At 42.2% G+C, this 15,234-nt stretch carries 12 protein-coding genes and 1 pseudogene; 9 read left to right on the forward strand and 4 right to left on the reverse strand.

Annotation, left to right across the window (positions count from 1 at the left end):
• Nucleotides 1-53 precede the first annotated feature (53 nt).
• From gcvT to gcvP, 3 genes are all read left to right on the forward strand, one after another.
• Nucleotides 54-1,148, forward strand: a complete 1,095-nt coding sequence (gcvT, locus tag MSG37_RS06635) for a glycine cleavage system aminomethyltransferase GcvT (RefSeq protein WP_220781230.1) — start codon at nucleotides 54-56, stop codon at nucleotides 1,146-1,148.
• Between the two features lie 390 nt (nucleotides 1,149-1,538).
• On the forward strand, nucleotides 1,539-1,928 hold the full coding sequence (gcvH, locus tag MSG37_RS06640) for a glycine cleavage system protein GcvH (RefSeq protein ID WP_239891950.1): 390 nt from the start codon (nucleotides 1,539-1,541) through the stop codon (nucleotides 1,926-1,928).
• A gap of 209 nt (nucleotides 1,929-2,137) precedes the next feature.
• A complete protein-coding gene (gene gcvP / locus MSG37_RS06645) occupies nucleotides 2,138-5,026 on the forward strand; it encodes an aminomethyl-transferring glycine dehydrogenase (RefSeq protein WP_248469796.1) in 2,889 nt (962 codons plus the stop codon).
• 241 nt (nucleotides 5,027-5,267) lie between these two features.
• Here the strand turns inward: gcvP and MSG37_RS06650 are convergent, their stop codons facing one another.
• Both MSG37_RS06650 and MSG37_RS06655 read right to left on the reverse strand, forming a co-directional pair.
• A complete protein-coding gene (locus tag MSG37_RS06650) occupies nucleotides 5,268-6,989 on the reverse strand; it encodes a DUF262 domain-containing protein (RefSeq protein WP_248469797.1) in 1,722 nt (573 codons plus the stop codon).
• A 97-nt stretch (nucleotides 6,990-7,086) separates the two neighbouring features.
• Nucleotides 7,087-7,272 carry a hypothetical protein gene (locus MSG37_RS06655; protein WP_248469798.1) on the reverse strand — a complete coding sequence of 62 codons (186 nt, stop codon included), beginning with the start codon at nucleotides 7,270-7,272 and terminating at the stop codon, nucleotides 7,087-7,089.
• A gap of 579 nt (nucleotides 7,273-7,851) precedes the next feature.
• Between MSG37_RS06655 and MSG37_RS06660 the strand changes: the two genes are divergently transcribed.
• Both MSG37_RS06660 and MSG37_RS06665 read left to right on the forward strand, forming a co-directional pair.
• Entirely contained in the window at nucleotides 7,852-8,361 is a 510-nt protein-coding gene (locus MSG37_RS06660) for a DUF4823 domain-containing protein (protein WP_248469799.1), read from the forward strand.
• 375 nt (nucleotides 8,362-8,736) lie between these two features.
• Nucleotides 8,737-9,906 (forward strand): hypothetical protein, encoded by a 1,170-nt coding sequence (locus MSG37_RS06665; protein ID WP_248469800.1) that lies wholly within the window; start codon nucleotides 8,737-8,739, stop codon nucleotides 9,904-9,906.
• A gap of 40 nt (nucleotides 9,907-9,946) precedes the next feature.
• Here the strand turns inward: MSG37_RS06665 and MSG37_RS06670 are convergent, their stop codons facing one another.
• Nucleotides 9,947-10,639 carry a transposase gene (locus MSG37_RS06670; protein ID WP_248469801.1) on the reverse strand — a complete coding sequence of 231 codons (693 nt, stop codon included), beginning with the start codon at nucleotides 10,637-10,639 and terminating at the stop codon, nucleotides 9,947-9,949.
• Nucleotides 10,640-10,909: 270 nt separating this feature from the next.
• On the opposite strand from MSG37_RS06670, the gene MSG37_RS06675 reads away from it, so the two are divergent.
• Together MSG37_RS06675 and MSG37_RS06680 are read left to right on the forward strand one after the other, a co-directional pair.
• Nucleotides 10,910-12,406 (forward strand): DUF3360 family protein, encoded by a 1,497-nt coding sequence (locus tag MSG37_RS06675; RefSeq protein WP_248469802.1) that lies wholly within the window; start codon nucleotides 10,910-10,912, stop codon nucleotides 12,404-12,406.
• A gap of 198 nt (nucleotides 12,407-12,604) precedes the next feature.
• Nucleotides 12,605-12,797, forward strand: a pseudogene (locus tag MSG37_RS06680) (transposase); the annotation flags it as partial.
• A 42-nt stretch (nucleotides 12,798-12,839) separates the two neighbouring features.
• Here the strand turns inward: MSG37_RS06680 and MSG37_RS06685 are convergent.
• Entirely contained in the window at nucleotides 12,840-13,940 is a 1,101-nt protein-coding gene (locus MSG37_RS06685; protein WP_248469803.1) for a hypothetical protein, read from the reverse strand.
• A gap of 399 nt (nucleotides 13,941-14,339) precedes the next feature.
• Here MSG37_RS06685 and MSG37_RS06690 point away from each other — a divergent pair, with 399 nt between their 5' ends.
• A complete protein-coding gene (locus MSG37_RS06690) occupies nucleotides 14,340-14,828 on the forward strand; it encodes a hypothetical protein (RefSeq protein WP_248469804.1) in 489 nt (162 codons plus the stop codon).
• Nucleotides 14,829-15,025: 197 nt separating this feature from the next.
• A complete protein-coding gene (locus MSG37_RS21305) occupies nucleotides 15,026-15,151 on the forward strand; it encodes a hypothetical protein (RefSeq protein WP_282446588.1) in 126 nt (41 codons plus the stop codon).
• Nucleotides 15,152-15,234: the final 83 nt, after the last annotated feature.

The raw sequence follows: 15,234 nt of genomic DNA on the forward strand, positions 1-15,234 counted from the left end.
CTATTAGTGCAGGCATCAGCAGCAGACTAAAAGACCCCAAAGAAGGGATAAAAATGGCTAACAAAACTGTACTTTTTAACAAGCATCTAGAATCAAACGGCAAGATGGTAGACTTCCACGGTTGGGACATGCCACTTAACTACGGTTCACAAATTGAAGAACATCACGCAGTGCGTCAAGACGCAGGTATGTTCGACGTGTCTCATATGACAGTAGTCGACGTGATTGGTGATGACGCTTGTGCCTTTTTACGTAAGTTGCTAGCCAACGATGTCGCTAAGCTTAAAGTACCAGGTAAGGCGCTATACGGCGGAATGCTTGACCATAACGGCGGCGTTATCGACGACCTTATCACTTATTACCTATCAGATACTGAGTACCGCATTGTGGTTAACTCAGCAACGCGCGAAAAAGACCTCGCGTGGATCAACGAACAAGTTCAAGGCTTCAGCGTTGAAGTCACTGAGCGTCCAGAGCTAGCGATGATTGCCGTACAAGGCCCAAATGCTAAAGCAAAAGCGGCTACAGTATTCAACGCAGAGCAAAATGCAGCAATCGAAGGCATGAAGCCATTCTTTGGTATGCAGTCTGGTTCACTGTTTATTGCCACTACTGGTTATACCGGCGAAACTGGTTACGAAGTGATTGTGCCAGAGTCAGAAGCTGAAGCACTATGGCAAGCATTCCTAGAAGCAGGCATTCGTCCATGTGGCCTAGGTGCACGTGATACGCTACGTCTTGAAGCGGGCATGAACCTTTACGGCCTAGATATGGACGAAAGCGTTAACCCACTAGCAGCCAACATGGGCTGGACGGTTGCATGGGAGCCTGCGGAACGTGACTTTAACGGTCGCCAAGCGTTAGAAAAAATTAAAGCTGAAGGTACAGACAAATTAGTTGGCCTGATCATGGACGCTAAAGGCGTTATCCGTCACGGCATGTCAGTATTCTTTACCGACAGCGACGGCGTTGAGCAGCAAGGCACAATTACCAGTGGCACATTCTCACCAACTTTAGGTTACTCAATCGCAATGGCGCGTGTACCTAATACTATTGGTGATGTGGCTGAAGTGGAAATGCGCAAAAAGCGCGTACCTGTTAAAGTTATCGCGCCGTCGTTTGTACGCAACGGTAAACAAGCATTCTAATTTTTCTGGGTTAATGCTGGTGATTTGAATCTATTTTGTTGTCGCCAGTGCTCATTGATACTTATCAACTGCGCGCTGGCTCCTAAAACTAGAATCAAATTCCTGCGCCTTAACTTCAGAAAATGGTTTGGCGAATATAAACCTTATTCGCTTTATCAAGATAGAGCAAAATTGACGATTTCATCTATTTTTAGCTAACGCTTAATAAAGCTTAAAAATAATAGATTTGCCCCGTTGAACTAAATCAATGTGGCAAACGTCAAAAAGTAGATGAAATCACTGCACTTATGATGTAAAAAAGGTGCAAAAATTGATATAAGCCTAAACAGGCAAATCAGTGTAACGTCTTATTAAATACAGAATTAGAACATCGAATAAGGATTTAGACCAATGAGCAATATCCCAGCTGAACTTAAATATGCTTCTTCTCACGAGTGGATCCGTAAAGAAGAAGACGGTAGCTACACAGTCGGTATCAGTGAGCACGCTCAAGAGCTTTTGGGTGACATGGTGTTCGTTGAGCTACCAGAAGTAGGCGACGATGTTAGCGCGGGTGAAGACTGCGCAGTAGCAGAGTCTGTTAAAGCGGCATCAGATATCTACGCACCACTATCTGGCGAAGTGATTGCAGTAAACGAAGCACTGGAAGATTCTCCAGAGCTAGTGAACAGCGACGCATTCGGCGACGGTTGGTTCTTCCGCGTAATGCCAACAGACCTAGCTGAACTAGACAATTTGCTTGATGCCGAAGGTTATCAAGCAGTTATCGACGAAGAATAAGCGTCGATGACGAACAAAGCCCCAACTCATCGCTGAGTGGGGCTTTGTTCGTTTTATGGCTTATACCCTTGTAAAAAGTCAGGGGATTAGCGCCAATTGGCAGACATGACACAAGCAAATACTGCCAAACAATCGAATTCTAAACTAAAGAGACCGGTAGCACCGCCCCCCTACAGGCAGGATACTGGCAAATAGGAACTAGGTTACCCATGACCACAGAAACCCTTACGCAATTAGAGCAGCACGAATTATTCATTCGTCGTCACATCGGCCCAGGTGCTGAACACCAGCAAGAAATGCTTAACTTTGTTGGTGCTGAATCACTTGATGATTTAACGGCGCAAATCGTACCTAATGCCATTTTACTTAACCGTGATCTGTTAGTCGGTGATTCATGTGGCGAAGCAGAAGGCTTAGCCTATATCCGCAAAATTGCCGATAAAAACCAAGTGTTCAAAAGCTACATTGGTATGGGCTACCACGGCACTGAAGTACCAAGCGTCATTCAGCGCAACGTATTAGAAAATCCAGGTTGGTACACAGCGTACACGCCATACCAGCCAGAGATTGCTCAAGGTCGCCTTGAAGCGATTCTTAACTTCCAGCAGCTATCTATGGATCTTACCGGTCTAGACCTAGCCTCTGCGTCACTGCTTGATGAAGCAACCGCAGCTGCTGAAGCTATGGCACTGTCTAGCCGCGTCTCAAAAGCTAAAAAAGCTAACATCTACTTTGTGGCAGACGACGTATTCCCACAAACTATCGACGTGATTAAAACCCGCGCTGAATGTTTTGGTTTTGAAGTTATCGTCGGCCCTGCAGAAGATGCAGTTAATCACGAGCTATTTGGTGCGTTATTCCAGTACACCAACGTACACGGTCAAATCGTTGATCACACAGAGCTATTTGCCAAGCTGCACGAGAAAAAAGCCCTAGTATCAGTGGCTGCCGACATCATGTCGCTAGTGGTACTTAAATCGCCAGGTTCAATGGGCGCAGACGTAGTATTTGGTAACTCACAGCGCTTTGGTGTACCAATGGGCTTTGGTGGTCCACACGCTGCTTTCTTCGTGACACGTGACGCTTATAAGCGTTCACTACCGGGTCGTATTATCGGTGTATCACAAGATACTCGCGGTAACCGCGCACTGCGTATGGCTATGCAAACTCGCGAGCAGCATATCCGCCGTGAAAAAGCCAACTCAAACATTTGTACTGCGCAGGTATTGCTTGCCAACATGGCATCGTTCTACGCGGTATACCACGGCCCACAAGGTCTTAAAACCATTGCTGAGCGTATCCACCGCCTAACCGATATCGTGGCTGCTGGTTTGACTGCAAAAGGCGTTGAGCTAGTTAACACAACTTGGTTCGATACTTTATCAATTAAAGGCTTAGATGTTGCCGCAGTTAAAGCGCGCGCAGTAGAAGCGGGTCTAAACCTACGTATCGACAGCGATGGCATTGTGGGTTTAAGCCTAGCTGAAACCACAACTCGCAGCGATGTTGCCGAGCTATTTGACGTGATCCTTGGCGCTGACCATGGTTTAGATGTTGCTGCACTTGATAGTGACATTATTGCTAACGGCAGCCAGTCAATCCCATCTGAGCTAGTTCGTACCGATGCAATCTTGACGCACCCAACTTTTAATCGCTACCAAAGCGAAACAGAGATGATGCGTTACATCAAGCGTTTAGAAAGCAAAGATTTAGCCCTAAACCACTCGATGATCTCGCTTGGCTCATGCACCATGAAGCTAAACGCGGCAACTGAGATGGCGCCAATCACATGGCCTGAGTTTGGTAACATGCACCCGTTCTGCCCAACAGAGCAAGCAGCAGGTTACACTCAGCTACTTGAAGAGTTATCAGCATGGCTTGTTGATATCACTGGTTACGACGCAGTATCGCTACAGCCAAACTCTGGCGCACAGGGCGAGTACGCAGGTTTACTGGCGATTAAGCAATACCATGAGTCACGCGGCGACGCACACAGAAACATCTGTTTAATTCCACAATCTGCCCACGGTACTAACCCTGCATCAGCGCAGCTTGCAGGTATGAAAATCGTAGTTACCGCCTGTGATAAAGCCGGTAACATCGACATGGACGACCTAAAAGCAAAAGCGGCAGAAGTGGCTGATAACCTATCTTGCATCATGGTCACTTACCCATCGACTCACGGTGTGTATGAAGAGGGTATTAGTGAGATCTGTGAAGTTATTCACCAGCACGGTGGTCAGGTTTACCTAGACGGCGCCAACATGAACGCGCAGGTTGGCCTAACATCACCAGGCTTTATCGGCGCAGACGTGTCGCACCTTAACCTACACAAAACCTTTGCTATTCCGCATGGCGGCGGTGGACCAGGTATGGGCCCAATCGGTGTTAAAAAGCACCTAGCGCCATTCCTATCGGGTCACAGTGTTATTAAGCACGGCTTAGAGTCAGACAACAACGGCGCAGTATCAGCAGCACCATTTGGTAGCGCAGGTATTTTGCCAATCACTTGGATGTACATTAAGCTGCTAGGTAAAAAAGGCCTACGTCAGTCAACACAAGTGGCGCTACTAAACGCTAACTATGTGATGAAGAAACTGTCTGCTCATTACCCAGTGCTTTACTCTGGCCGAAATGATCGCGTTGCGCACGAGTGTATTATCGACTTACGTCCGCTTAAAGAAGCTTCTGGCGTGACAGAGATGGATATCGCTAAGCGTCTAAACGACTACGGCTTCCACGCGCCAACCATGAGCTTCCCTGTTGCAGGTACGCTAATGATTGAGCCAACAGAATCAGAATCTAAAGTTGAGCTAGACAGATTCATCGAGGCAATGGTGTCTATCCGCGGCGAAATCGCCAAGGTAGAAGCAGGTGAGTGGCCAGTGGATAACAACCCACTGCACAACGCGCCGCACACACTAGCAGACATTATGGATCCAGCGTTTGATGAGCGTCCATATAGCCGTGAAGAAGCCGTGTTCCCAACTAAAGCGGTTAAGGCGAATAAGTTCTGGCCAACGGTTAACCGTATTGATGATGTGTTTGGTGACAGAAATCTGATGTGTTCATGCGCGCCAGTCTCTGACTACGAATAATTGCTGCTTGGGCTTGCTACTGCGGCGTTGAACCTCGGCTCCAGTCCTCATTGACTGGAGTCAACTCCGGGCTAGAGCCTTCGGTTCGCCTAGCATTAGCATCGCCAGCGACGCAATTATGGAAACTGTGAGTGTGGTGGTTTCTGGTTGTTATAGAATTGAAAAAGCGACCTTAGGTGTTAACCTATTGATCGCTTTTTTGTTTGGGTAGTTGTTAAAGGGCTTATGCTGGTTCTAAATTTTAATAATGAAGCGAGTTGTATAAATAGGTTGCCATGCTTTTCACTCGTTCTTGAATTTCCTGTTTAGACCAATGAGCAGTTTGGGGTATTAGTACATCTGCCAATGGATAATTGATTTCTTTCAATTTCATTAGTTTTGTTATTGGATGATTGTCTTTTAAAACTTCCGTGTTTAGCTTTGAGTCAGTAAGAATTAAGTTTCCAATACTTGCTACCGAACTTTCGTTAAATTCGCTTCCAATATAGCTTTGTGGGGCAATATGTTCGATGGTTAAACTACCATAATCTATTGTTATGCCATTTTTTCCGTTAGGGAGGAGTCTATTTAAAGAATATCGTATAAGGTTTTTATACTTTGTCATATTATCTAAGTATTGGAGTTCTGCAAATTTTACAATAAATTCATCTATCTCAGGCATTTTTCTTCTTATAAATCTTGTTAGGTCATTATCAATATTTTGGAATTCATTCTTATCATTGATGTTTGATAATGATATCGCAAGTTTAGAGTAACTGGTTGCAATACTACCTGAAGAGCGTTGAGATGTTATCGCATTAAAACAGAAGTGAAAATCAACAACTTTTTGAAGACTTGATTTTAGATTCTTTAAGGAAATCAAATTATCTTCATAGCTTCTCAATAGTGATAGAACAAAAGGAAGAGGTTGTTTTACTTTAAAAATTCTTAATGCAATCAGGTGATTACGCACCTCTGCTTCTTCATTTCTCCAAAGTGCAGATTCTGGCCTGATAATTTTGACATACAATTCAGCTGAAGAGCTAAGTTCTGAAATGAGTTTGTCTGCTTGATATCCTTTAACTTCTATATGGTTCTTAACAAAGCTAAATAACTTTTTATCACTGGTATAATCGAATTTTGATATCCAGAAATGTAACAGGAAGGTATCTAAAACATCGCTGTCAGTTATATCATCAAATTTTTTTACGACTCTAGACCATGATTCTTTAGCTTTATCTATAGATATACTTCTACTTTGAAGTTTCTTTAAAAGTAAGTTTTTTACGAGATCAGGTGTCGTTAAGTCTCTTCCTCTAGCATTAAGTGTTTCAAATATTAAATATGCATCATCTTCATTTTCAAGTTGAATAAATACTAGCTTTAAAGCTAGAACCTTATCTCTAATGTGTTTTATTTTTTTTACGACGATATCATCTTCTTGAAATAATTTACCCTGTGGGTCTTTAGATTCAAGTGTTTTTAGTTCAGGTACTTCTTGGTAAAGTCTAGATGTTATTAGGTCATATGCCCTTTTAAGCTTTAATTCTTCATGGCCTACATCGCATCTAATATTGAAACCATCAAAAGATTGAATATGGTTTTGAAGGTAGGGGAAAGAAGTTTCGGCATTTAATATAAATTCGTCATCATTATCTATATTGGCTTTTTCAATATATTTATGGATGCCTATAGCTAGGTTTTTCTCTTCAATTCGAAGAAATGCATTTCTTAAGGCCGCGAGAATTAGAGTTATAGTTGTAAGGCGTTGTTGTCCATCAACAACACCGAAATAAGGCTTTCTATTTTGATATACAACCATAGAGCCGATGAAATAGTTCTCAGGATTCTCTTTGACAGCGTCAGTCCAAAAACTATCTACTTCTTCAGCTTCCCAAGAGTAAGGCCTTTGAAATCTAGGTATCTTGAAGTAACCGAGTGAAAAAATATCTTGAACTTCTTTATCGTTAGCTTCAATTTTCATCGCGATATAGCTTCCTTCTAATTGTATTCGTAAAAATTTTTATAGACACCCATCTTTTATTTGCTTTGAGTGCATAAATGTACAAACTTACAGAGGCTTACTTACGTTCAATGACTTTTATTTTTGCGTTGTGTCCGTATGTAACAACTCTGATATGATTGTCGTAATAAACTGGAATGGCGAAACCAAGAGCATCAGCTACAGCTTGTCCAACGACTTCACATACAACTTCACGATCTTTTCCGCCTATATCCAGATTGCATAATATTTTCCAGCCAATCATAGTATTCCCTTGTTTATTCGTGTTTTTATTTTGTTTTAAGAGTCAGGTTTTTCAAGTTGTGAATTTATCTGAAACAGAGCTTGCGGGATATGCTAGTACGTCACAAGTTTGTGACGAATAGATAGAGAAGGTTGATTTAAATCAATTGCTTGCGTAAATAAAAAGTGGTGAGCTTGCTGTTTGTACCTTGGGTACGTGAGTGGCGAGCTGGTTTCTTCCCTGATTGGCAGTATTTCTTGTCTTGTGCTTATCGCATTTCGACTTTCTCTTTTGAGAATAGAGTCTTGCCTGCATTTCCTTAGCTGGCGATAGATTAACCCAGAAGTGATGTGTTTTTCAACAGTGAATTCAATATCCACTTTCAAGAAAGCATCATAAAAAGAATAGGTTGCATTCATATGTGTCGTTAGTAAGTCATCTAGTAGCGATTAAAGTCACAAATTTAGAATAACCTCCTGTATTGTCGTTAAATTTAATGGTTTAGCAGCATAAATTTATGTATAAGGTCGCTCGGATTATCGAGAGATAGATAATGGATCTAAATCCGATAATGCCTAATCTATTGGAATTATTGAATAAATGCTTAAAAAGATACTTGTTGTTGCCGGCGTTTTAGCTTTGGCGTCATGCGCACAGATTAAACACACCAATCTGACTCGCACGGATGTTGGATTAGTACCAGAAAGAGCGGTATTTATCGAGATCCCTAAAGACGGTGAGTATGGGGCAATTAATTATCTGAATTCATCTTCAAAGCTTGTGAACATGCTGCGTGGAGAGTTCATTAAGCATTCTTCTGTAATTGAAGTTTGTGCTATCGAGGCTTGCAATGCTGAGCTTGATAAAAACCAAAATGCTTACCTAGTAAAGCCAAAGATTTTGCACTGGGAAGATCGAGAGACTCAATGGTCTTTTAGACCTGACGTTGTTGAAATTCAGCTTTCAGTTATCGATATGGAAACAGGTAAGGAAGTTAGAAGTATTATTTATAAAGCTAAGAGCCGTGTGATTCAGTTCTTTGCAGGTACTAGCCCAGAAGATATTTTAGAAAGACCGACTCGCGAAGCGGTAGCTTCTTTTTACTTATAAGTTAAATCAAATAAGTGGGGTCAAGTAAATAAGTGGGGTCATAAATAAGTGGGGTCATAAATAAGTGGGGTCAGAGTAAACTTTATTTTGGTTGCTTAAAATAAGTGGGGTCAGAGTAAACTTTATTTGGTAATACGAAAAAACACGCTTGCTCGTCTTCTACTTCAGGCATTACTGAAGTAGAAGGTTACTCTGCTTTATTTGTTCCGTCCTAGCAATACACTCATTAGCTTGGAATTCTCTATTTAACCAAAGTCCGTATTACCACTGTTATAATCCCTGTGGTTAGGCTTGTCTTTAAAAAGCCAAAACAATAGATTTATAATCATTGCTTTATACTTATAATCGCTGGCAGTAGAATAAAAAGGCTTAGCAATGAAACTTCCTCTTGTACCTTATGGGCAGCGACATAACGTTATCTTATTAAACCCAGCAGATCCTAGCAGCATTGCTGCGGCGCTGAATGAATACCGCCATTTACTTGATTGTAATGACGTGCTTTTTGGCGATTGTTATCCCTACCTTGATATTGAATTTAAAGTGCTTGAAGCAGGTGATATTCGCCGCTTGCAAGTCCGTGATGCGCCACTACTAAATGAGCAAACCTTTGCAGGTATGTATACCGATACGCACGATGAGCAACTTAATACGGTATTGGATTACGCCAGTTGGCAACAAGAGTACATTGAAGATGGTGACGAGGTTTTTATCTCTGAAATCATTCTGTTTGCTTTGGCAATTGGCTTTCCTCAATTAGAGGCTGATGTTGTCGCCACTGCTGAGTCAATGATTAGCTTCGCTCGCGGGATCAACGATAGCGGCGATATGTGGCGTGACAGTGAAACAATATTTGGTATTGATGCCTTGTTTTTACTTGCGTGGCATAAGCCTAAGTACAGTTACTTATTGTCACGCTTTATTATTCCGGGATGGGACATTCAAGTCTTACAGTTTTATCTGTGCTTTTTACATGCTTTGTTGGCGCGAGAGGGCTGGTCGGCAGATTTAATTAAAGCCTATGTTTATTGCGATAACCCTGCCGCTCGATTAGGTTTTTACTGCAGTTACGATAGTTGTTTAGACGAACCTGTCTTGCAAAGTCTTGGTGAGCATCTGCAGCAGCACCCTGAGGAATACCAATCTTTTGTTGCGCAAGTTAAAAGCCGTTTCTCTGAGCAAGCTATGTTGATTGATGCAGACTGCGAGCAGGGTTTTAACGCTGTTTTATCGTTGTTTCAAACCTTAATCTATCCAAATACCGACCAGTGGGATGAGCAAGAGGCTGGCTTAGTCATGCCAATGGTTGATACAACGCCATTCATGGGTAGCAGTTTGGGAGAGAAAGCTGCGCAGTTAAAAAGTGAACTGCAAACTGTGCTGCCAACCACCGCTTTAACTTTTACTTATAGTCGCAGTGCTCGTTCAGCCTTTAGAAGAGAGTGTCTCGAAAAAGGGCAAACACGTCAGCTAAGATTGGGTGAGCCTAGAGTCAGCCCTGGTTTTGCCAATGCCCAAGAAGAACAAGACTTCTACGATGATTTATAAAAGATAAGTGGGGTCAGGATAAGTGGGGTCAGAGTAAACTTTATTTTGGTTGCTTAGGAGGTCGCCCGATTTTCTGTGGTCTCATTTTTGTGCCTGTTAGTTTCTCAATTTCATCTTTAAATTTATCATTTCCGATAGCCATGCCTTTGTTGGTTGCTTGTCGAATATCCTCAACGATTTGAGTGTCTAGGTGGTGTTTAAACAGCGCTCGATAGCATGTTTGTCTGGCTTTTTCTGTAGGATGAATAGCAAGGTAAGTTGGATGAGGCGTACATAGTGCGGAGGCTTTGCCTAAGGCATTGACTTGGTAACTAGACCATTTATATTCACAAGGGTCATCGACCATATTAGCTCTAACTGGATTGAGTTCTATATAACGATACAGCTGTATTAAGTAGTCTTCTGTTTGTACTAAGCAAGACTTATATCGCCCCTCCCATAGTGTTCCAGAGCGTTTATAAGTGTAATTAAAATACCTCACATACTGTCGCCCAATAGACTGCATCATTTGGCTAATGGCATTGGTTTTTTGCGGTGTGCAAAGTAGGTGAACATGGTTTGTCATAAATACCCAAGCATGGATTTCAACCTGAAATTTCTTGGCGTAGTCCTTTAGCCATCCGGCATAGGCAATAAAGTCTTGTTCTGAAGTAAAACATGCTTGGCGGTTGTTACCGCGTTGAATGAGATGTTGAGGTATGCCTATCGGATTGGCTCTAGGTTTTCTAGGCATGTGCAAGTTCCTTTTGCAATGTTCACAATGTTAATGAGTATAGATGAATCACTTTAGTTTACTCTGACCCCACTTTTTCTTAGTTTACTCTGACCCCACTTTTTGAAGCCTACGAAGTAGTGCGTTTTCGGCCGTAAAGCATTGTTTACCTACGACTAATGTCTGAGTGTTAAATCACTTTTATTGGTCGCTATGCCTGCTTGCTTCAGATAAGGTTCATCTAATTTATTGAGTAGTCCACTTCGTTCGCGAGTGAGTAATAGGGTTTATATGAGCAGTAATTCTGAGTCTGTCGCTGCGCCAAATGGTGCTTCGAATAGTGCAGGTGATGCTAAAAGTTATCAGCAGCAGCACCGAGCGAGTTCGACATTCAATTCGAGAGAAGAATATCTAGAGCATGAGCTGACAATCATGCGGCCCAAACGCTGGCGGGCTAACCTTCCTGTACGAGATTATCGTTTTGAGGCAGAAGACTCAATTGCTGCAATGGCGGCTACCATAGGTAAAGTGGTGATGGTTGGTGCTATTGCCACCACCTTTGCTAAATCCCTAGGGTTACAAGAGAGCTTTATTCTAGAAAATGTCCGTTATGAGCTGATCATTGCCGCGTTTTTTATTGTGATTTTTTCTGGGTTCATTTTACCCACGGCCAACTTAGCGGGCACTCACGGGCCTTTGATCCCTATTATCCCTATTGTGGTCGCTGCTGGTGGGCACCCAATGGCATTTGGACTACTGATTGGGGCACTGGGATTAATATTAGCCATTAGTAAAGGTGGCAGTATGCTGGCTAACCTCACGAGTAAGGGGGTGTGCGGAGGGTTGCTGCTGTATCTCGGTTTTGTTGGTACCGCTTCGCAGGTCAAAAAGCTCTACGCTTGGGCTGAAAGTATCGACATGGCGCATATCGCTTTTGTGGTGATATTTTGCACCATCATCTTATATGCATTGCTAGAACATTGGCGTAAACGCTGGTTAGCCGTACCACTAAGTTGCCTACTAGGCGGCACTCTCGCCTTTGCTATGGGGGCGCCGTTTGAATTTCAAACTGCGCCAGGTTTACCGAATATGAACCCGATGTATTGGTGGGGGGAAGATTCTGGCTGGATGCTTGGATTACCGACCATTGAAAGCTTTATAGTGGTGTTTCCGTTTGCCATTTTAGCTGTTGCTATGTGGTCGCCTGATTTTTTAGGGCATCAAGTTTTTCAAAAGATTAACTATCCGCCGCGTACTGAAAAAGTGCACATGAACATTGATGACACCATGACGAGTGCATCTATCCGTCAAACCATAGGTTCGCTGCTTGGCGGTGCTAACTTTACCTCATCGTGGGGTACGTATATTGTGCCTGCGGCTATTGCTAAACGTCCTATCCCGGCTGGGGCGCTATTGACTGCACTGTTTTGTGTTATTGCCGCTTTATGGGGCTACCCTATGGATCTGGCTATATGGGAGCCAGTATTGTGCGTGGCATTAGTCGTTGGGGTGTTCATTCCATTACTTGAAGCGGGCATGGAGATGACTCGAGAGGGGAAAACCACGCAATCAGCTGCGATAGTGGTGTTCTCATCGGTGTTAGTAAACCCGGCATTTGGTTGGTCGCTGACCATGCTACTAGACAACTTAGGTTTGATAGGCTGCAAAGACAGAAGCGCGAAACTGACCAAAATGAACCGCTGGATAGTGCCGAGTATTATGTTTGTTATTCTTACGGGGGCAATGGCTGTCGTTGGTTTGTTGCCGGGCATTCCGGCGTTAATGTAAGCCAAACATAGACATATATGGACGCTCTTGGTTAGTTAAGACAGTGCTTCGCTAACCGAGGCTGTTTTGCCTTAGTTTCTGGTTTTTCTCGGCTCCAGTTTAGTGTTTATTGACTGACTGTTTTTGCTTTAAATCTAACTAAGACATCCATAGTTAACAGCCATAGTTAACGGCGTGCCTAGATTTCAGTTATAAAGTGTGTGCAGTGATGACAAATACACAGGTAAGAATTATGACTAGCGCGGAGGTTGGATTGAAGCGCAAATACTCAAGTTAACAGAGGTATTTGCGATAGATGTAGCTGCTTATGAACTTTTGGTGAGATAAAGGGAGCAGCCATTTACATGCTGTGCTTTATATCCACCTTGATACGGTGAATGGCTGGTCAGATTTAATATGATTGGCAGTCAAAATCTAACTGCAAGCGCTGCTTTTACCATATTAACTTATTCCCAAAGTATAAGTACCAACCACTTATGGTTAAGTTTAGATCGACTGGATTACCATATTGGTCAATTACTCGTATCGTCATAGAGTTGGAAAGTTGTTTTTTTGCTGATGATGGCCAAAAATTTTGAGGGTACTCCTTGCCGTACATTGCTGCGAGTTTAACTATTGGTTGGACTAATGTGGCGTTTTTAGTATTCAAGTTAAAGCTAGTCGTATTTTGTACATAATCTGGACGGCGATACTTTTTCGTTTCGTTTCTAAGGGCTTCAACATAGAAAAGACGATCTCCTTGTGACACTCGTAGCGGAGCTACATGCGGCATTGAGTAAACATCTCCAGCAGAATCGGGTTTTCTGATATTGATGCGTCTTGGGTCTGCTAATGTGAACTTATTCGTAGTCTTTGATGCTAATTCGTAGTATCTAATGTACAGTTTTTTGTTGAATTTATCTTGCTGTTGTTGGTGCTTTTGAGTTAAAGAAAAGGTTTCAGTCGGATAGTTCACTGGAACCAATGTACGGATGGTAACAGCGTTATTTTTCTTATCGCCATTAGTACATGTATCACGAGTTACCTCGCTAAGCGTGACTTTATTAGTAACGGTCAGCTCTACACATACATCGATTTTATCGGGGTGGCCTGTGTTATTAGTAATATAGAATAATCTAACAGGGTTGGTTCTTAGAGGCGGCTTTTTGCCTTTTCTGATTTTACCTGCAACATTGCTAATAAAGTGAGGCAGTCTGTTGAACTCATGTTCAACATCCCACCCATCACGCGGCAGTAGATTATGCGTATATCTTTCTTTGATTAAAAACCGAGGGTTGATGAAGTCGGAACCCAATTTATATTCAATAGCTAAGGGGGACTGCATCTTACCATTTGCATAAATTTTATTTTCATCAGTTAAAGGCGTTCTATGTGTTGTAATTTTTAGAACGGGGATAGCATCTGTAGGGGTTGCATAAGAAGTTGTTGCTAAAGCCTCTTTGCTGGCAAAGTTTGAAAATAATAAAAGTATACTTACCGATATTAAAGTATATTTTTTGGTATTGACGTTAATATTTCTGTTGAACATATTCATAGTACTGACTTCCATATTGTTAATATGAGATATTGATCTCTGTTAAATTAAGTGGAGCAGAGCAAACTCATTCTGCTTGTTTTGAAGGCCCCCGTTTTCTGTGAATTTTAGTAATTGGGCAGAATAAACCCGGTTTTTTTAGGGGGGAAGGGCAGGCTATTTTTTGGATTTTGTTATTTGTGCCTATTTAATTTTTTAGTCTCGCTTTTAAATTTTTCATTTACGATTGCCATGCGTTAGCGAGTATTTTGCCTGACGCCTTCAATGACTTTTCTGTTATTTCTGCTTTATATATCCTTTTTATTCGCTTGGTTTGATTAAATAAAAGTGCTTTTTTTGCTTGAGCTGAATACTAATTTTTATTTGTTTCAAATATAATTTTCGCTTTGCGAGTCAATTATGCAAACAACAAAAATCACATGGGAAGCTGGTGAAGAGCTTCACGAAGGTACGACTGAGCTGAGTGCTTGGCATGGTTTTAAGGCTTACGGCAATGTTGGCTTTCTCACTCAAGAAGACCTGTCTACTGCTGATAGCATGCAGCAATGGTTTATTGATAATGAAAAGCGTATTTATGCGCTTGTCTGCGACTACGTTAAGCAAAACTATCAAGAGTTACTTGAAGAGTCAGAGTTTCTCGACGTGTTCGATGAAGATTCAGAAACCTACCCGACACGTGTTGGTGAGGTAAGCGAAGCTGACATGCAGACTGGTGACATATTTAAGTTAATGCAGCTTTCTGCGTTTGTTTTACACCAACCAAGCAAAAATGCGCTAGGGATGATTTTTGAATGTGCGTGGGATGAAGAACATGGCTTTGGTATTGTGATCCAAGGCGATGAAGTTATCTCGCAAGGCTTTGAGCAGGTAGTGTATCGCTCGTTATAACTGCCTGTATTGCTTGGTTTTGTGTGCAATAGTGGTGTGAGTAAAAGCTGCCGGTGTTTGTAAATCTTACGGCTAATTGCAGCTAGTTTATTGTTTGCTAATATTGCTGGTGATACGTTTGCTGCGGCAATCATTTTATAGCCGTAGCTTTTTTCGGTATTGTAGACCTTGCCGTTAGCGCGGTTTTTGGACATGACTTGTTAGGTGAAACTGGCGAGAAATTAGCGACTTTAGCGGCAAATTGTTTGTTGGTTGCTGCGCATTGGCGTAACTATTCACTTTGCCGCAGTGACGCTTGTGACAATGCTAAAAGCGAGAATTAATACTTCTTCTAGTTATATTGCTTACCCCAGATAGAACAAAGCCAGTCTGTTTGCACAGACTGGCTTTTATTTTAACGATAAAA

This window comes from Shewanella sp. 1CM18E, from assembly GCF_023161665.1.
In the GTDB taxonomy this organism is placed as follows: domain Bacteria; phylum Pseudomonadota; class Gammaproteobacteria; order Enterobacterales; family Shewanellaceae; genus Shewanella.